We start from the raw sequence: 17,402 nt of genomic DNA, 5'->3' as shown, positions 1-17,402 counted from the left end.
GGCACCACCGACGCGGCCGCCTCGAACCGCTCCCACCGCAGGCCCTCGTTGTAGGTCCGGGCCGCGTCGGCCAGGGCCCAGCCTCGGCTCGACGGCGGCGCGCACGCCGCCAGCCCGATCAGCACCACGACGCTCGCGCGCTTCATGAGTCTCCCCCTTGGCCGCGCTTGGCGCGGACCGCGACGATCGACCGGAGGTCGGCCTTGCCGAGCTCGCGGGTGACGATCAGGACCGCCAGGAACACCACGCCGACCACCGCGGCCTCGGCCAGGGTCGCCAGCGGGCTCGAAAACGGGATGACGCGCCCGACGCCGATCGCCACCGCGACCGCGAGGCCGACCCGCGCCAGCGTCGCCACCGGCAGGAACGCGCCCAGGCGCTTGTACAGGAACCAGCCGCTGATGCCGGCGCCGATCACCATCGAGGCGCCGGTCACCGACGCCGCCACCACCAGCACCTGGGCGCCGGGGTCGCACAGCGGGATCGCGATCAGGTTGCCGATCGCGGCCACGGCCAGCGTCACCGCCGCGCCGACGATGGCGTCGCGCGTGAAGCCGGCGCCGTTGAGGATGGTCCCGGCGATCGCGAACAGCGAGAACGCCACGTTGCCCAGCGCCAGCACCATCAGCGCCGGCGCGCCCAGGCTGGCGTAGTCGTCGGCGTAGGGGATGTCGAGCAGCGGCCGCGGGTTGGCGGCCATGACCACGGCCAGCGCGGTCGCGAAGATCAGCGAGTACCGCATCGTCACGTTGATGTAGCGGCGGGTGCTGTCCTTGTCGTCGTCGAAGGTCGACTTCGACACCAGCGGGAACACGACGAACGTCGCGGCGATGATCGCCTGGTACGACAGCCGCGCCAGGTTCTGGACCGCGCGGTAGTACGCGACCTGGACGTCGGACATGTTGCTGGGATCGACCGCGAAGCCGGTCACGTGGCGGGCGGCGGGCAGCACCCGATCGATCGTCGCCGACAGGGCCGGCCCGTGATCGCGGTACCAGCCGGCGGTCAGGATCTTCAGCAGGATCTGATCGACGAACATGATCATGTTCAGGAGCGCCAGGTAGACCGCGACCTTCGCGAAGTACCGCACCATCGGCTTGACCAGCGCCCGGGCCTCGGGCCCGCGGGCGCCGGCCGGCGGCAGGCCCACGACCACGGTCGCGATCAGCATGACCAGGCCGGCCGCCGCCACCCAGCCGCCGTAGGCGCCGTAGATGCCGAGCCCGGCGGCGGTGAGACCGAGGATGCCGACCGCCCGCAAGGTCGCCGACGTGACGTCGAGGCCGGCCTGCTTGTTGAACTGGCGCAGGCCGTTGGCGGTGCCGATCAGCACCGCGTAGAACGCGTAGATCGCGACGATGACACCGGCCAGCATCATCGGGCCGATCTTGGCGGTGTCGCCCATGGCCCAGCCCACCAGCGGCGCGCCGGCGATGAACAGGATCGCGGTCGGCAGGCCGACGTAGAGGTGCATGCGCAGGCCCGCGGCCTCGACCAGGCGCGCGGTCTCGGGCTGCTGCGCGGTGAAGCGCGACACCGCCTGGATCGAGCCGGTGACCATGACGTTGTTCACCGGCGACACGAACGAGCTGACGACGCCGTAGGCGCCGTACATCACGCGCGACAGGATCACCGGCAGCCGGAACTCGATCAGCGCCCCCGCGACCATGAAGTACAGCTTCGCGAACGCGATGTAGATGACGCCGCGGCCGGCCCCAGTGGCCTTGGGGGCGGGCGCGGGTTCCGACTCGGCCATCGTCCCCGGGTACCACGGGCGATCCGGCGGGGCAATTTCTGCGCCATCGCCGCGCCGCGGCGAGCCCGCGCGCGCAGCGACGGCCCGGCAACGGTGGCTCAGGGGCTGTCACGGTTTCGGTCGAGCACCGGTCCACGCGCCGGGAGCCTCGCGCCTCGGAGAGCCTCGGAGAGGAGGCTCGGCAGGGCGTGCCCGAGGTGCCGACGTGAGCCGGACGTGCCCTCGGACCTCGGAGCGCCCCCTGCACCTGCCTGGGTTCGGCGACGAACCCGGCGAGGTTCAGGTCAGGACGACGCTCGCGAGCGCGGTCGCGACCGTGACCACCACCGCGATCGCGAAGACCAGGGCGATCCGGCGCCCGAAGCCGCGCCCGCCGCCGAAGTAGGCCATCAGGCCCTTGGCGATCGTGTTCGACACCGCGGCGATCGTGATCGCCAGCGCGGCCCACGCCGGCGCGATCGTGCCGGCCTTGCCCCCGTCGGCGGCGGCCAGGGTGATCGCGTCGACGTCGGTGATCCCGCTGATGGCCGCCGCGACGTACAGGCCCAGGTGCCCGAACCACTCGGTCGCGAAGTGCGCCGCCAGCAGCACGCCGCACAGGATCGCGCCCCAGCCGATCGCGCCCCACAGCTCGAACGGGTTCTTCAGCTCGATCGCCGCGCGCTCGGTCGCGGCCTGCTGGCGCGCCTGACGCCAGGTCACCAGCGCCGCGATCAGCAGGGTCAGCGCCATCGCCGCCAGCGCCAGCGCCACCCGCCACCCGACCTCGCGGTCGATCGCCCAGGCGATCACCGCGACCCGGATCGGCATGACGGTGTTGGCCAGGAACGTCGCGAGCTGGTTGGGCACGGTCAGCTCGGGCGTGGCGCGGGCCGCCCGGGCCATCGACACGGTCACCGCGGTCGAGCTGGTCAGGCCCCCGACCAGGCCGGCCAGGCCCGCGCCGCGGTCCGCGCCCAGCCAGCGCGTCAGCACGTAGCCGACGTACTGGACGCCGGCGATCAGCACGATGAACGTGCCGACCTTGCGCGGCGGCAGCGCGCCCCACGGATCCTGGGCCTCCGTCGGCAAGAGCGGCAGCACGATCGCCACCAGCAACAGGAGCTGGAGGGTCGCCGTGATCTCGATCCGCCGGACCTTGGCGACGAAGCCGTGCATCCACGGCTTGGACACCAGCAGCATCGCGGTGCCCAGGCACAGCGCGATCGCTAGCGGGCGGTCGACGTGGACCACCGCCCCGAGGAGCAGGACCACCAGCGCCGCCACCTCGGTGGTCATGCCCGAGCCGCGGCTGACGATGACCTGCGCGGCCACGACCGCGGCCACCGCGATCATCCCGATCGGCAGGATCCACACCATCCGGTCGCTGAGGTACGCCAGCAGCCAGCCGGTCAGCGACAGGAGCGCCAGCGTGCGCACGCCCGCGGCCGGCTGCGCGATCGCGCGGCCCTGGTGCTCGGCCGGGATGTCGCCGGCCGCGAGCCCGTCGGCGACCTCGCTGTGCTCGCGCTCGAGCCCGACCACCAGGCCGATGCCGATGGCGTAGAGGGCCTCGACCAGCGGGGCGGTGTCCATCGCGGCGATCCTACCCCGCGCCGCCGCTCACACGTCGGCCATCGCGCCCTGGTACATCTCGTCGAGCACCGGCGCGTACTTCTTCTCGACCGCCTTGCGCTTGACCTTGAGGCTCGGCGTCAGATCGCCCGCCTCGACCGTCAGGTCGGCGGGGAGGATCGCGAACTTCTTGATCGTCTCCCACTTGGCGAGCTCGCGGTTGACGCCGTCGATGTAGGTCTGGAGCAGCGCCTTGGCCTCGGGCGACGCCGCGAGCTGCGCGTACGACTTGCCGGCGAGGCCCGCGCCCTCCGCCCACTTCTTGAGGCTCTCCTCATCGAGCGTGATCAGCGCCGAGCAGAAGTTGCGCCGGTCGCCGTGGACGATCACCTGCGACACGAACGGGCACGCCGCCTTGATCTTGCCCTCGATGTGCTGGGGCGCGACGTACTTGCCGCCGCTGGTCTTGATCAGGTCCTTCTTGCGGTCGGTGATGCGCAGGAACCCGTCGGCGTCGAGCTCGCCGATGTCGCCGGTCTTGAGCCAGCCGTCGTCGGTGAGCGTCGCGGCGGTCTCCTCGGGCAGGTTGTGGTAGCCGCGCATGATGCCGGGGCTGCGCAGCAGGATCTCGTGGTCCTCGGGCGCCAGCTTGACCTCGGTGCCCGGCATCGGCAGGCCGACGGAGCCGAACTTGAACTTGGTGGCCCGGTTGACGAAGCTGGCCGCGCTCGACTCGGTCAGCCCGTAGCCCTCGACGATCAGCACGCCGGCGGCGTGGAAGAACTCGGCGATCTCGCGCGACAGCGGCGCCGAGCCCGACACGAACAGGCGCAGGCGCCCGCCGAAGCGCGCCTGCAGCTTCGAGAACACCAGCTTGGTGGCGATCGAGTTCTTGATCGCCAGGAGGCCGCCGGGCTCGCGCCCCTGCTGGCGCAGGGCCGACACCTGCTTGCCGACGCCGATCGACCACTGGAAGATCCGCCACTTCATGCCGCCGGCGTCCTTCGCGCCCTGGACGACCTTGTTGTAGACCTTCTCGAAGATGCGCGGCGCCGCGGCCATCATCGTCGGGCGGACGATCGCGAGGTTGTCGATGAGCTTGGGGATGCGGCCGTCGACCGCCATCGTGTGGCCGACCTTGAGGTGGCCCGAGGTCAGGACCTTGCCGAAGCTGTGCGACAGCGGCAGCCACAGGTACTCGAGGTCGGCGTCGGTGATGAACTGGACCGCGGCGATCGCGTCGGCGGTGTAGGCCCAGCACTCGTGGACCAGGCGCACGCCCTTGGGCTTGCCGGTCGTGCCCGAGGTGTAGATGAGCGTGGCGAGGTGGTCGGGCTTGATCCCGGCGGTGGCGTCGTCGACCGCGCTCGGGGTCGCGGCCAGGTGCGCAGCGCCGGCCTCCTCGAGGGCGGCCAGCGACATGACCCAGTCGCCGTCGGCGGCGTCGGGGGTGCCGTCGAGCAGGATGACCTTGGCCAGCCCGGGCATCGCGGCCTTGTGGCCGCGCAGCTTCGCGACCTGGCCGGCGTCCTCGGCGAACACGAACCGGCTGGTCGAGTCGTGGAGGATGTACGCGCACTCCTCGGCGGTCGACGACGGATAGACCGTCGTCGTCGCGCCGCCGGCGCACAGGACGCCGAGGTCGATCAGGATCCACTCGTAGCGCGTGCTCGACAGGATCCCGACCCGGTCCTCGGGCGCGAGGCCGAGGCTGAGCAGCCCCGCGGCGATGGCCTTGACCCGGACCCCGGCCGCCCGCCAGGTCAGCGCCCGCCAGTCGTCGCCGACCGGGTAGCGGTAGGCCTCCCGGTCCGGCGTCTTGCTGATCCGCTCGAGGAACAGCGCCGGGATCGACGTGGTGGTGCGGGTGAACGACTCGGGCGCGGTCGAGGTAGCCATGGTTCCGCGGGCATCTTGCCCCCCGACGCCGCGGGTGGCAATCGCCGGGGGCCGCGGGCGACCTGCGACCGGGCCGCGGGCGGTGCTACGCTTGACCGATGCGCGAGCCCACCCGCGCCGCGGCCACCGCCACGGCGGTCCTGATCCTGCTCGGCGCCGTCGCGTGGGCGACGGCGCCGGTGCTCGTGCTCTTGCACGAGCTGATCGGCCGCTCGCTCGACGACGACGTGCTGCGCGGCGCGGCGCTCGTGGCCGGGTGCCTGATCGGCGGCGCGGTCGCGGCCCGGGTGCTGCCGACGGTGCCGACGATCCTGCTGGTGGCCGCGGCGACGCTGGCGGGCGGCGTGGTGCTGGGCATGGAGGCCCTGCCCGAGCTGTCGGCGCCGGCGCTGGCGTCCCAGGAACTCGCGACGCTCGCCCTGGCGCTGGCCGCGACCGCCGCCAGCGCGACCCTCGGCGCCCGGCTGCCGGCGGCGCTCGCGCGGACCGCCGCGGCCGGGTTCGTGCAGCTCGCGGTCGTCGCCGCGGCGATGGTGACCATCGCCCTGCTCCGCCGCGCCGGGGGTCGGGACCGAGTCGTTCACGATCCTCGGGGGCCTGGCCGCGCTCGTGGTCGGCGGCGCCGTCACGATCCGGCTGGTGCCGGACGCGACCGTCGGCCAGATCGCGATGAGCTGGCTGGCGCTCGCGGCCACGACGATCCTGGCGACGATCGTGATGAGCTCCGAGCGCATGGTCATCCTGATCGGCGCGCTCGCCACGGGGTTCGTGCTGCCGTTCCCGATCGCGCTGTCCGCCGTCGGCGCCGCGATCGCGCGGCCGCGGATCGCGACGCCCGATCTGCCCGACGCGGTCGCGCGCCCGGGCCGCTGAGGCTCAGCGCCGCGGCGGCTCGCGAGGCCGCGGCGCGGTCCAAGCGCGGCGCGGCGCGGCGGGGCCGTCGAGGCCGCGGGCGCCCGGCCGCGCGTCAGATCGCGGTCTGGTTGACGACCTCGTCGAACATGCCCTCGAACAGCACGCCGGTGAAGTAGCGCTCGGCGGTGTCAGGGAGGATCACGACGATGGTCTGGCCGGCGAAGCGCGGCTCGCGCGCCAGGCGGTCGGCCACGGTCATCGCCGCGCCGCACGAGATGCCGACCAGGATGCCCTCCTCCTTCGCGAGCCGACGGGCCATCGCGATCGCCTCGTCGTTGGTCACCTGGGCGACCTCGTCGACCAGCGCCAGGTCGAGGTTCTTCGGCACGAACCCGGCGCCGATGCCCTGGATCTTGTGCGGCCCGGGCTTCACCTCCTCGCCAGCGCGGGTCTGGCTGATGACCGGCGAGTGCGTCGGCTCGACCGCGACCGAGTGCAGCGGCTGGCCCTTGGTCTGCTCGAAGAACCGCGACACGCCGGTGATCGTGCCGCCGGTGCCGACGCCGGCCACGAGCACGTCGACCTTGCCGTCGGTGTCGTCCCAGATCTCGGGGCCGGTGGTCTGCGCGTGGATCGCCGGGTTGGCCGGGTTCTCGAACTGCCGCATGAGCACGTAGGTGTCGGGCTCGGCCGCGGCCAGCTCCTCGGCCCGGGCGATCGCGCCCTTCATGCCCTGGGCGCCCGGCGTGAGCACCAGCTTGACGCCGAGCGCGGCCAGGACCTTGCGCCGCTCCAGGCTCATCGTGTCGGGCATGGTCAGCACGCACGGGATGCCGCGCGACGCCGCCGCGAACGCCAGCGCGATGCCGGTGTTGCCGCTGGTGGCCTCGGCGATGACCTTGCCCGGGCCGAGCCGACCCGCGGCCTCGGCGTCCCAGACCATGGCCGCGCCGATGCGACACTTCACCGAATATGCGGGGTTTCGGCCCTCGATCTTCGCGAGGACGGTGGCGGCGGCGCCGGCGGTGATGCGGTTGATCCGGACGAGCGGCGTGCGCCCGATGGACCGGGAGTTGTCCTCGAAGATCGGCATGGTGCCGGGCAGTATCCGTTATAACGGACGCGATGGCAAGCGGCGGATTGCAGGGGCGGGCCTCCGCCCCCCCCGACGGGCACGCCCCGCGGGGGCGCGCTGACACCTCCTGCCCCCGGGACGACGGCGCGGTCCGAAACGTGACGGTCCCGGCCGAAAAAAGTCGCCGCGGGCTGCGCTACGCTCGGGGCCGTGGACGACGCCGTCGACGCCTGGTTGGTCCGGCTGGCCGAGCTGTGGCGCGCCGAGCGGGCCGCGGCGCGGGCGCGCCACCGGGCCGAGCGCGAGGGCACCACGCTCACCACCCGCGTCGCCCGCGGGATCGCCCTGGCGAACCTGACGGTCACCGACGTCCGCCCGGCCGCGGGCGGCCGGACCCGGGCGTGGTTGCAGCCCCCGCGCCACGTCGACCTCGGCGACATCCGCCTCGCGCCCGGCGATCCGATCGTGCTGTGGCGCCAGACCCCGACCGAGCCCGAGGCCGTGCGCGGGGTGATCGCGCGGCCCGAGCGCGGCGAGCTGATCGTGGTCGTCACCGGCGACCTGCCCGACCTCGTGCTCGAGGCCGGGTGCAACCTCGACGTCGAGGCGCCCGAGTCGACGTTCGACCGCGGCGACCGCGCGATCGTCCGGGCCCGCGCCGCCAAGCCGACCGCGCCGCTGCGCCGGATGCTGGCCGTGCTCCTCGGCGAGCAGCCGGCCACGGCCCAGCGGATCCACCCGTGGACGGCCCACGACGCCGACCTCGATCCAGCCCAGCGCGCCGCGATCGACCGGGCGCTGCGCGCCGACGACGTGGCCCTGATCCACGGCCCGCCCGGCACCGGCAAGACCCGGACGCTGGTCGAGATCATCCGCCAGGCGGTCGCGGCCGGCGAGCAGGTGCTCGTGACCGCGCCGTCGAACACCGCGGTCGACAACGTCGGCGAGCGCCTGGTCGACGCCGGCGTCGCGGTGGTCCGGCTGGGCCACCCGGCCCGGATCGCGCCGGCGCTCGAGGCCCGCAGCCTCGACGCGCTGGTCGCCCGCTCCGACGGCGCCCGGCTGGCGCGCGAGCTGAGCGACCGCGCCCACACCGAGCGCCGCGCCGCGCTGGCGAGCCACGGCGCCGACGCGCGCGCCCGCTGGGCCGAGGTGCGCGGGCTCGAGCGCGACGCCCGCGCGGCGCTGGCCGAGACCGAGACCTACCTGCTCGCGACCACGCCGGTGCTGCTCGCGACCTGCGCCGGCGCCGATCACCACGCGCTCGGCGACCGCACCTTCCCGCTGGTGATCATCGACGAGGCGACCCAGGCGCCCGACCCGCTGGCCCTGGTGGCGCTGGCCCGCGGCGCGCGCGCGATCCTGGCCGGCGATCCCCACCAGCTGCCGCCGACCGTGGTCGACGTCGACGCCGCCCGCGCCGGGCTGGGCACGACGCTGTTCGAGCGCCTCGCCGCCGCCGCGGGCGCGCCGATGCTGGTGCAGCAGCACCGCATGCACGCCGACATCATGGCGTTCCCCTCGGCGTCGAAGTACGGCGGCGCGCTGGTGGCCGCGCCGGCGGTGGTCGCGCACACGCTCGCCGACCTCGGCGTCACCGACGACCCCGCGCGCGGCTCCGCGCTGTGGCTGCTCGACACCGCCGGCAAGGACTGGACCGATCGCAAGGGCGGGCCCGACGAGCGCGACGCCGATCGGCGCGACCCGTCGACGTGGAACCCCGAGCAGGCCGACCGGGTCGCGGCCGAGGTGCGCCGCCTGCTCGGGCGCGGCCTGGCCGCCGCCGACGTCGCGGTGATCGCGGCCTACGACGCCCAGGTCCGGCGCCTGCGCGCGCTGCTCGCGGCTGAGCGCGCCGCCGGCCTGGAGATCGCCACCGTCGACGGCTTCCAGGGCCGCGAGAAGGAGGCGATCGTGCTCGACACCGTGCGCTCGAACGCCGACGGCGAGATCGGCTTCCTGGCCGACACCCGGCGCATGAACGTCGCGCTGACCCGGGCCCGCCGGTTCCTGCTGATCGTCGGCGACTCGGCGACCCTGGGCGGCCACCCGTACTACCAGGCGCTGGTCGCCGCGCTCGACGACCTCGGCGCCCACGGCAGCGCCTGGGCCGACGACGGCGAACTCGTGGACGCCTATTGACCCGCGGTCGATGAACCGGCGCTACACTCGCGCCCATGCGCATCCCCGCCGAGCCGCGCGTCATCATCCGCGCCTGCAAGGACTACGACGTCGAGCAGCTCCGCCGCATCTACCGCGAGGGGCTCGAGGAGCTGACCCTGCGGCCGTTCGGGCGGACCCTGGTCAAGCCCAACCTGGTCGCGGCCGGCGAGATGTTCCCGTACGCGTTCACGCGGCCGGAGTGCGGCGAGGCCATGCTCAAGGCCCTGCGCGACGTCGGCGCCGGCTCGATGGAGGAGCTCGCCGTCGGCGAGCGCTGCGGCATCACCGTGCCGACCCGGCTGGCGTTCGAGCAGTCGGGCTGGGACGACGCGATCGCCCGGGTCGGCGAGGTCAAGCGCTACTGCTTCGAGGAGACCCAGCAGGTCGAGATCCCGCTGTCGCACCCGACCCGGCTGCGCGACTACCTGTTCACGCCCGAGCCGGTGGCCCGCGCCGACTTCTTCGTGAACATGCCCAAGTTCAAGGCGCACCCGTGGACGACGGTGACGTTCTCGATGAAGAACTACATCGGCATCCAGGACGATCGCCACCGGCTGATCGACCACGACCACAAGCTCAACGAGAAGATCGCCGACCTGCAGTACATCATCCAGCCGCAGTTCATCGCGATCGACGCGATCACCGCCGGCGAGGGTCGGATGCTGACGCCGACGCCGTTCGACCTGGGCCTGATCATCATGGGCAACAGCCAGGTCGCGTTCGACGCGGTGTGCGCGGCGATCATCGGCCTCGATCCGCGCTCGATCGACCACGTCCGCCTGGCCGAGGACAACGGTTTCGGCACCACCGACCTGGCCAAGATCAAGATCACCGGCGACGTCACCTTCGAGGAGGCCCGGGCCAAGGCCGCCGGCTTCAAGGTCGGCCTGATCCGGGTCGAGAAGTACTTCGAGGGCACCAGCATCACCGCCTACGCCGGGCCGCCGCCCGAGCCCGAGCACTCGGACTACTGCTGGGGCGGTTGCCCCGGCGCGATCGAGGAGGCGATCGAGATCCTGCGCGTCTACGACGCCGAGACCGACGCCAAGATGCCGCGCATGCACGTCGTGTTCGGCAAGTACGACGGGCCGATCGCCGCGGGCCCCGGCGAGAAGGTGATCTTCATCGGCGACTGCGCCGAGTGGTCGGGGCAGCTCCAAGGCAAGCTGGTGCAGATCCGCTCGAAGTACCAGGACCGCAGCACGCTCGATCCGCACCACGCCCACCACGACGACATCTTCGCCAAGCTCGCGACCACCACCGCCAAGACGGCCGCCACCCGCAACGACTCGCACATGCGGCTCGAGGGCTGCCCGGTCTCGGTGGCCGAGCAGGTGCTGGCGCTGGTGTCCGTGGGCGGCCTCAAGAACCCGTACACCGACCCGCGCCAGGTCTCGACCTTCGCCCGCGGCTACCTCGGCTGGCGCTCGCGCGTCTTCCTCAATCGCCTGCAGCGCAAGCACTACCAGGAGAACGGGTCGTTCGCGGCCCGGGGCCAGGCCGCGCCCGAGATGGCGCGCACGACCGGCAAGCCCTGAGCAGGATCTGGGTTGCAAGCCGCAGCGCCGCGCGTACGATCGACGCATGGCTCCGCTGCCCCGGCCGCGCGCGCGTCCACGGCGTCGCCGGTGAGGCCGCGCGCGCCGGCGCGATCGCCCGGCACGCCGCCCGGCGCACCAGCGTGATGGCCATCGCCACGGCGAAGATCGTGCTGTGGCTCGGCGTCGTGGTCACGTCGCTGGCGGCGATCGGCTTGCTGGGACGCTCGACTCGGCCGCGCTATCCCCAGCTCGAGCGCATGCGCGCGCAGGCCGAGGAGCTGCGCCGGTCCGATCAAGATCTCCGCCGGCAGCTGCGCGATCTCGAGCGGACCCGCGCGATCGTCGAGAGCCTCCAGCAGCGCCAGGCGCTGTCCGCCGACCTGGCCCGCCGCGCACCGCTGGTGCTCCCGCCGCCGCCCGCGCCGACGAGCCACCGGCGCCGCTGAGTCCGGGGACTCCGGTTCCGACTCCGGGTCCGGCTCCGGTTCCGGGTCCGGGTCCGGCTCCGGTTCCGACTCCGGTTCCGGCTCCGGCTCCGGTTCCGACTCCGACTCCGGTTCCGGTTCCGGCTCCGGTTCCGACTCCGGCTCCGGCTCCGGTTCCGGTTCCGGCTCCGGTTCCGACTCCGGCTCCGGTTCCGGCTCCATCGGACGCGCGGTTCGCGGTCGCCCTCGGGCCCGACGCTCGCGCGGCTCGGGCATGCTGCCGGCATGCGCGTCCACCACCTCAACTGCGGCACGATGTGTCCTCTCGCCGGCGGCGCGATCGGGTCCGGCACCGGGCTGCGCCGCGGGCTCATGGTCTGCCACTGCCTCGTGGTCGAGACCCCGCGCGACGGGCTCGTGCTCGTCGACACCGGCTGGGGCACGTCGGAGTGCCGCGATCCGTCACTCCTGCCGGGGTACTTCCGCCGGCTGACCGGGCCGACCTTGAGCCTGGCCGAGACCGCGGTCGAGCAGCTCCCGCGGCTGGGCTTCACCGCCGCCGACGTCCGCCACGTGGTCGTCACCCACCTCGATCTCGATCACGCCGGCGGCCTGGTCGACTTCCCGCGGGCGACCGTGCACCTGCACCAGCGCGAGCTCGACGCCGCCACCGCCCGGGCCACCCGGGCCGAGCGCAAGCGCTACCTGCCGCACCAGTGGGCCCACCAGCCGCGCTGGAGCCCGGTCGCGGAGACCGGCGACACCTGGCGCGACCTGCCGGCCGCGCGCAAGCTGCCCGGCCTCGACGCCGACATCGCGCTCCTGCCGATGCACGGGCACACCCGCGGCCACTCGGCGATCGTGGTCGGCACCGGCGACGGCTGGCTGGTCCACGCCGGCGACGCCTACTTCCACCACGACGAGCTCACCACCGGCCGCGCCCCGTTCGGCCTCCGCGCCTTCCAGTCGATCATCCAGGTCGACGGTCGCGCCCGCCACGCCTCCCAGGCCGCGCTCCGCCGCCTCAAGGCCGCCCACGCCGACGTCACCATCATCTCGGCCCACGACCCCGCCGAGCTGTCGCCGTTCCAGACGGCCTAGCGCGGAGAACCCGAGCCGGAGCCGGAGCCGGAACCCGATCCGGAGCCGGAGCCGGAACCCGATCCGGATCCGGAACCGGAACCCGAGCCGGATCCGGAACCGGAACCCGATCCGGAGCCGGAGCCGGAGCCGGAGCCGGAACCGGAGCCGGAACCGGAGCCGGAGCCGGAACCGGAGCCGGAACCGGAGCCGGAGCCGGTCCCCGATCCCGTCCCCGATCCGGATCCCGATCCCGGTCCCCGATCCCGTCCCCGATCCCGTCCCCGATCCCCTCCCCGCTCCGTCCCCGATCCCGATCCCGGATCCCGCCCCCGACTCCGCTCCCGATCCCGCCCCGGATCCCGACTCCAACCCCGACTCCGATCCCGGTCCCGCAACCGCAACCGCCCCGCCCGCGCGGGCACCGTCTCCCAGTCCCCCGCCCGCCTCCGGACGTGCAAACGGCCCGGACCTCCATGGAGGCTCCGGGCCGTTTCGGGTGGGGGCCCCGGCGAATGCCGGGGGAGGGGCTTTTCGAAAGCCCCTCCTAATTAGAACGTGTAGCGCAGACCGAAGCGGAAGGACCGCGGGGCCTGGAGCGCGGCCGTGTTCCCGAAGTTGCGGTTCTTGATCGGGCTGCGGCCCGGGGTCGCCGTGGCGAGCGGGTTCTGCTTGGCGTGCGGCAGATCCGACAGGTCGCCACCGACGATCGGATCGGCGAAGCTGTTCGAGTAGCGCTCGTCGGTGTCGGTCTCATCCTGGGTGTTGAACAGGTTGAAGATGTCCGCGAACACCTCGACCGACTGGGTCTTGTTGATCCGGCGGCCGTAGGTCACCTTGATGTCGGCGAGGGTGGTGAACGGCGAGCGGTCGGCCGTACCACGCGGCAGCAGGTAGCTCTCGTCGGCACCGTAGACCGGGTGACCGATCAGGGTGTTGTGCGGGATGCCCGAGATGCCGCGGAGGCTCGCGCCGGTCGTGAGCACGCCGGCCGCCTTGAAGTCGAACTGGTAGAAGCCGTCGACCTTGATGTTGTGCGGACGGTCCAGGCCCATCGCGCCGTAGCGGTTCGACATCAGCTCGGGGAGGTCGTACAGCGAGGTCAGGTTCGGGTCGAGCTGGCCGGTCTCGGTCGAGAACAGACCCGGGTAGTTACCGACGCTGCGCGAGTAGGTGTACGAGGCCAGGAGCATCGCGCGCTTCGAGAAGTTCTGCTGCGCGGTGATCTGGACCGCCTGGTAGTCGCGGATCGGCTTGTCGAAGGTCGAGATCTTGTCGAGCACGTCGGCGCGGGCCTCGAGCAGCGAGGCCAGGGCCGGGTTCTCCGCCATGACGGCCGTGGCCTGGTCGCGGAGGCTGGTGGCGTCACCGCTGAAGTCCTCGCCGGGGTTGGCGATGATGTAGTGACCACCGCCGTCGGTCGACATGTCCTCGATGATCCGCGGCATGTTGCGCGAGACGAAGTTGAGGCCCATCTTGAAGTCGGCCATCAGCTCGTACTCGGCGCCGAGGATGAGCTCGTCGGTGTACTGGCCCTCCATCGAGGGCGCCACGTACTCGGCGCCGTCGCCGAGCTGGGAGTTGCCCGGGCGGTACGCGTCGCAGGCGTCGAGCTCGGCCTGGGTCACGTCGTTGCGGCCGTTGAGCGTCGGGCAGTTCGTGGTCGAGAAGTCGGTGATCTCACCACCGAAGGCGCGGACGTTGATGTCCATCGGCACCGACTCGTAGAACCGACCCCAGTGGGCCATGATCTTCGAGCGGCCCTCGGCCGTCGGATCCCAGATGACGCCGACGCGCGGCGCGATCATGTTGGCGAGGTCGTAGGCGGACTCCGGCGTGATCTCGCCCTCGGGCGAGGCCGAGCCGACCAGGCTGTCGGCGACGTAGCCCGTCTGCTTCTCCCAGCGGACGCCGGCGTTGATCGTGATGTTCGGGCGGATCGTCCACGAGTCCTGGAGGTACAGGCCGATGTTGCGGTTCGTGGTGTCGGCCTGGTAGCCGCCCTCGTTCAGGGTACAGGTGCTCTCGTCGAAGCACGGCACGTCGCCGGTCATGCCCTCGGCGAGGTTGAGCTGGGCGCGCCGGCGCCAGCGCTGGGTCGCCGGGTTACTGCTCGGACGCAGCTCCCAGAACGCGCCGCCGGTGTACCGACGGTTCGAGTCGTAGGTCGTGAACTCGACGTCGCCGCCGAGCTTGAACGAGTGCTGGCCGAGCAGGTTGGCGCGCTGGGTCACCGCGGCCGTCAGCGAGGTCCGCTTGTTCTCGCGGGTCTCGAGGAAGCCGAGGCCGTTCCAGGTGTAGTTCACGACCGGGCAGTTGCGGATGCCCGGGTAGGCATCCATCGTGCCGCCGTCGGCGACGTCGGTGCAGCCAGCGGCGTACTGGGCGCCCTCCTGCTGGGCGAACGCGCCGAGCGAGCGGGTGTTGTTGTCGCGCAGCGCCGCGGCGCCCTCACCACCCGGGAACAGCGGATCCTGGGTGTCGTAGCCGACGTGGTAGCCGCCGACGACGTCGAGCTGGGTCTTGCCGTTGTTGAACTTCGACGACCACTTCGCCGCGATGTCGTAGGCGCCGTTCTTGTCGGTGAACAGCATCGCCTCGGGCGACCCGGTGATGCGGGCGAAGGTGCGGTCGAACGAGGTCGGGTTGCCGAAGCCCGAGATCTGGAACTGGTGGTTCTCGGACACCGCGCCGTTGATCTTCGCGGTGAAGAAGTGGGTCTGGCGGAAGCGGGCGCGCGCGGAGCGCGAGATCTCCTCCTGGGCGAAGAAGTCCTTGTTCTCGGGGGTCATGTCAGCGATGCAGTCGCCCGCGATCGCCTCGTTCGCGTCGAGGACACCGTTCATGTTGGTGTCGGTCTCGCACGAGTCGAACTGGTCGGTGCCGATGCCGGCGCCGTCCTCGTCGATCTTGTCGACGCGGCTCGAGATGATCCGGTCCAGCGTGTCCTTGCGGAACGACGGGTTGTACCCGACGTGGAACCAGAGCTTGTCCTTGATGATCGGCCCGCCGACCTCGAAGCCCATCTCGGCCGCGTAGTTGACGTTGGTCTCGCTGCCGATGGCCGAGGCCTGCGACAGGATCGAGTCGGCGTCGGAGATCAGGCTGCCCGGCGTGTAGTACGCGAAGATCGAGCCCTTGAACTTGTTGCTGCCCTGCTTGGTCACGACGTTGATCACGCCGCCGGTCGAACGACCGAACTCGGCCGAGTAACCGCCGGCGATGACCTCGGTCTCCTCGACGAACTCGTTGGGGAGGTTGGTCGACTGACCGCCGAACGCGGTGTCGGTGGTGTTGATGCCCTCGACGACGTAGCTCGACTCGACCGAGGTCGCGCCCGAGAACGACACGCCGTACTGGTCGCCCTGGGTGCCGGCGGCGGTGCCGAGCACGGCGCCAAAGGTGCGGCCGGTCGGGACGTTGCGGGTGTAGTCGTCGGTGATCGTCGAGCCGATCTTGGTCGAGCCCTGATCGACGATCGGCGCGCGGCCGACCAGCTCGATGATCTCGCCGGCGGCCGTGATCGCGGTGTCGATCGGCACGCTGACGAAGGCCTGCTTGCCGACCTCGATGAGGACGTTGGGCCGGTTGAACTGCGCCTCACCGTAGAACACGGTGAGGATGTAGGTGCCGGGCGGCAGGTTGGCGATGTTGAACGAGCCGTTCTCGTCCGTGATCTCCGACTGCTGGCCCTGGAGGGCCGGGCCGGTGACCGACACGGTCGCGCCGATGACCGGGTCCTTGGTCTTCTTGTCGACGATCCGACCGCGGACAGCACCGGTGGTGCTGCTCTGCGCGGCGGCGTCGGGGATGGACACCGTGGTGGCGCCGGCGAAGAAGCCGACCGCCACAGCGAAGGAAATTCCAATGCGCTTCATGGTCTGGTCTCCTCTTTCACTGGACGACGAAGCGGACCTGGACCTCGTCGAAGGTCCGGGTGCCGCCGGCGATGTCGTCAATGGTTGCGCCGGTGGTGATCTTGACCGCGTAGTTGCCGGCCGGGAGGGCCGCCGCGCCGGCGATCTCGATGATGTCATCGGCGACGGTGACGTCGGCCGCGACGGAGGTGTTGGTGTCGAGGTCGGTCAGCGTGACCTCGGTCGCGCTGACCGAGGTGTCGTCGAGGTACGTGTTGAACACCAGGGTGACCACGTCGTCGGGCGCGAGGATGGCGCGGTCCGCGACGGCCTCGGCGTCGACCGGGTCGGTCTCGATCACGTCGAGCTGCTTCACGTGGATCGTGAAGACGTTCTCGTTCATGCCGGTCGGGACGCTCTCGCCCTGCTTGTCCTTGACGATGCCGGGCTTGATCGTGATCGTGCAGTCGGTGTCGCTCGGGGCCAACGAGAGCAGCGGCGGCGCGCCCTCCGGGTTGCACCGCGACGGGTCCGGGAACTGGCCGCGGCACGGGGCGACCACCAGGGCCGGACCGACCGGGTTCGACTCCTTGTTGCCGTTCGGGTAGTAGTACCCGTCGTAGATGATGTCGACGCCGCCGCACGTGATGTCGAACGGCTGGGTCGTGTCGATGTGGCCGTCGCAGGTGTCAGCCGCTTCGTCGCACGCGAGCGTCTCGACGGCGTCGCCGTTGAGCAGCTCGTCGAACACCGCGCGGATGTTCCAGGCCAGCGGCTCGAGCTCGGCCGCGCCGATCATGTCGAACTCGGTCTTGGTGTCGGGACACATCGTGAAGCCCTGCACGAAGGCGGGGGCCTTGGGATCGAGCACGCCCGCCGCGTCGTACCGGCAGAACGCAGGCAGGTCCTCGCCCGTGTTGTCGTCGCCGGCGAACACGGCCAGGACCTGAGGCGGCCCCTCGGGCCGGAGGCCGGTGTTGAGGTCGGGGTCACTGAAGCAACCCGTGATCAGCAGTCCAAGCCCTGCCGCAAGAATTCCTTGCGTTCGGTAGCGCAGCATTACGTAGCCTCCCTCTAGTTGCTTAGTGAACCCAAACGGGGCTCGTTACCCGGTTGTAGTCGCGGGAGTAATCGCCTATTGCGCTGGCGAACGCAAGATCCGGGTCGCACTCTCGTCGCAGAGATCACTGCGACGTT

The 17,402-nt window shown here is 71.8% G+C and carries 13 protein-coding genes; 5 read left to right on the top strand and 8 right to left on the bottom strand.

From position 1 onward, the window contains the following. The 5 genes from IPL61_22710 to IPL61_22690 all read right to left on the bottom strand — a co-directional run. Positions 1–146: hypothetical protein (locus IPL61_22710; protein MBK9034045.1), on the bottom strand; the 146-nt coding region annotated here is incomplete at its 3' end. Beyond that, the gene (locus IPL61_22705; GenBank protein MBK9034044.1) at positions 143–1,756 is read right to left on the bottom strand and encodes a polysaccharide biosynthesis protein; all 1,614 of its coding nucleotides are present in this window, start codon (positions 1,754–1,756) and stop codon (positions 143–145) included. The genes IPL61_22710 and IPL61_22705, both read right to left, overlap by 4 nt. A 279-nt stretch (positions 1,757–2,035) precedes the next feature. Next, on the bottom strand, positions 2,036–3,331 hold the full coding sequence (locus IPL61_22700) for a DUF4010 domain-containing protein (GenBank protein MBK9034043.1): 1,296 nt from the start codon (positions 3,329–3,331) through the stop codon (positions 2,036–2,038). A 27-nt stretch (positions 3,332–3,358) separates the two neighbouring features. Beyond that, on the bottom strand, positions 3,359–5,209 hold the full coding sequence (locus tag IPL61_22695; protein ID MBK9034042.1) for a long-chain fatty acid--CoA ligase: 1,851 nt from the start codon (positions 5,207–5,209) through the stop codon (positions 3,359–3,361). Positions 5,210–5,294: 85 nt separating this feature from the next. Next, positions 5,295–5,750 carry a hypothetical protein gene (locus IPL61_22690; GenBank protein ID MBK9034041.1) on the bottom strand — a complete coding sequence of 152 codons (456 nt, stop codon included), beginning with the start codon at positions 5,748–5,750 and terminating at the stop codon, positions 5,295–5,297. A 98-nt stretch (positions 5,751–5,848) separates the two neighbouring features. Between IPL61_22690 and IPL61_22685 the strand changes: the two genes are divergently transcribed. Next, on the top strand, positions 5,849–6,082 hold the full coding sequence (locus tag IPL61_22685; protein MBK9034040.1) for a hypothetical protein: 234 nt from the start codon (positions 5,849–5,851) through the stop codon (positions 6,080–6,082). A gap of 94 nt (positions 6,083–6,176) precedes the next feature. Here IPL61_22685 and cysK read toward each other — a convergent pair whose 3' ends face one another. Beyond that, complete coding sequence (cysK, locus tag IPL61_22680; protein ID MBK9034039.1) at positions 6,177–7,157, bottom strand: cysteine synthase A; 981 nt, start codon at positions 7,155–7,157, stop codon at positions 6,177–6,179. Positions 7,158–7,349: 192 nt separating this feature from the next. Between cysK and IPL61_22675 the strand changes: the two genes are divergently transcribed. The 4 genes from IPL61_22675 to IPL61_22660 all read left to right on the top strand — a co-directional run bounded on the left by IPL61_22675 (position 7,350) and on the right by IPL61_22660 (position 12,369). Beyond that, positions 7,350–9,281 carry an AAA family ATPase gene (locus tag IPL61_22675; protein ID MBK9034038.1) on the top strand — a complete coding sequence of 644 codons (1,932 nt, stop codon included), beginning with the start codon at positions 7,350–7,352 and terminating at the stop codon, positions 9,279–9,281. 35 nt (positions 9,282–9,316) lie between these two features. After that, entirely contained in the window at positions 9,317–10,840 is a 1,524-nt protein-coding gene (locus IPL61_22670) for a DUF362 domain-containing protein (GenBank protein ID MBK9034037.1), read from the top strand. 146 nt (positions 10,841–10,986) lie between these two features. Further along, positions 10,987–11,289: a hypothetical protein gene (locus tag IPL61_22665; GenBank protein ID MBK9034036.1), complete on the top strand. Its 303-nt coding sequence runs from the start codon at positions 10,987–10,989 to the stop codon at positions 11,287–11,289. A 264-nt stretch (positions 11,290–11,553) separates the two neighbouring features. Then, positions 11,554–12,369, top strand: a complete 816-nt coding sequence (locus IPL61_22660; GenBank protein ID MBK9034035.1) for an MBL fold metallo-hydrolase — start codon at positions 11,554–11,556, stop codon at positions 12,367–12,369. A 530-nt stretch (positions 12,370–12,899) separates the two neighbouring features. Here the strand turns inward: IPL61_22660 and IPL61_22655 are convergent. Continuing rightward, positions 12,900–16,226, bottom strand: coding sequence for a TonB-dependent receptor (locus tag IPL61_22655; protein MBK9034034.1), 3,327 nt, complete (start codon positions 16,224–16,226; stop codon positions 12,900–12,902). A 16-nt stretch (positions 16,227–16,242) separates the two neighbouring features. Continuing rightward, on the bottom strand, positions 16,243–17,265 hold the full coding sequence (locus IPL61_22650; GenBank protein ID MBK9034033.1) for an Ig-like domain-containing protein: 1,023 nt from the start codon (positions 17,263–17,265) through the stop codon (positions 16,243–16,245). Between the last annotated feature and the right edge of the window lie 137 nt (positions 17,266–17,402).

This window comes from Myxococcales bacterium (genome assembly GCA_016717005.1).
Classification (GTDB): Bacteria; Myxococcota_A; Polyangia; order Haliangiales; family Haliangiaceae; genus UBA2376.
The sequence above is the reverse complement of the archived record's forward strand: the minus strand, read 5'-3'. Positions and strand labels throughout refer to the sequence as shown.

Bases quoted from the DNA above. Each gene is read 5' to 3' on its own strand.
- IPL61_22705 (MBK9034044.1), bottom strand. From the start codon at position 1,756: ATGGCCGAGTCGGAACCCGCGCCCGCCCCCAAGGCCACTGGGGCCGGC.
- IPL61_22700 (MBK9034043.1), bottom strand. From the start codon at position 3,331: ATGGACACCGCCCCGCTGGTCGAGGCCCTCTACGCCATCGGCATCGGC.
- IPL61_22695 (MBK9034042.1), bottom strand. From the start codon at position 5,209: ATGGCTACCTCGACCGCGCCCGAGTCGTTCACCCGCACCACCACGTCG.
- IPL61_22690 (MBK9034041.1), bottom strand. From the start codon at position 5,750: ATGGTCACCATCGCCGCGGCGACGACCGCGAGCTGCACGAACCCGGCC.
- cysK (MBK9034039.1), bottom strand. From the start codon at position 7,157: ATGCCGATCTTCGAGGACAACTCCCGGTCCATCGGGCGCACGCCGCTC.
- IPL61_22670 (MBK9034037.1), top strand. From the start codon at position 9,317: ATGCGCATCCCCGCCGAGCCGCGCGTCATCATCCGCGCCTGCAAGGAC.
- IPL61_22665 (MBK9034036.1), top strand. From the start codon at position 10,987: ATGGCCATCGCCACGGCGAAGATCGTGCTGTGGCTCGGCGTCGTGGTC.
- IPL61_22660 (MBK9034035.1), top strand. From the start codon at position 11,554: ATGCGCGTCCACCACCTCAACTGCGGCACGATGTGTCCTCTCGCCGGC.
- IPL61_22655 (MBK9034034.1), bottom strand. From the start codon at position 16,226: ATGAAGCGCATTGGAATTTCCTTCGCTGTGGCGGTCGGCTTCTTCGCC.
- IPL61_22650 (MBK9034033.1), bottom strand. From the start codon at position 17,265: ATGCTGCGCTACCGAACGCAAGGAATTCTTGCGGCAGGGCTTGGACTG.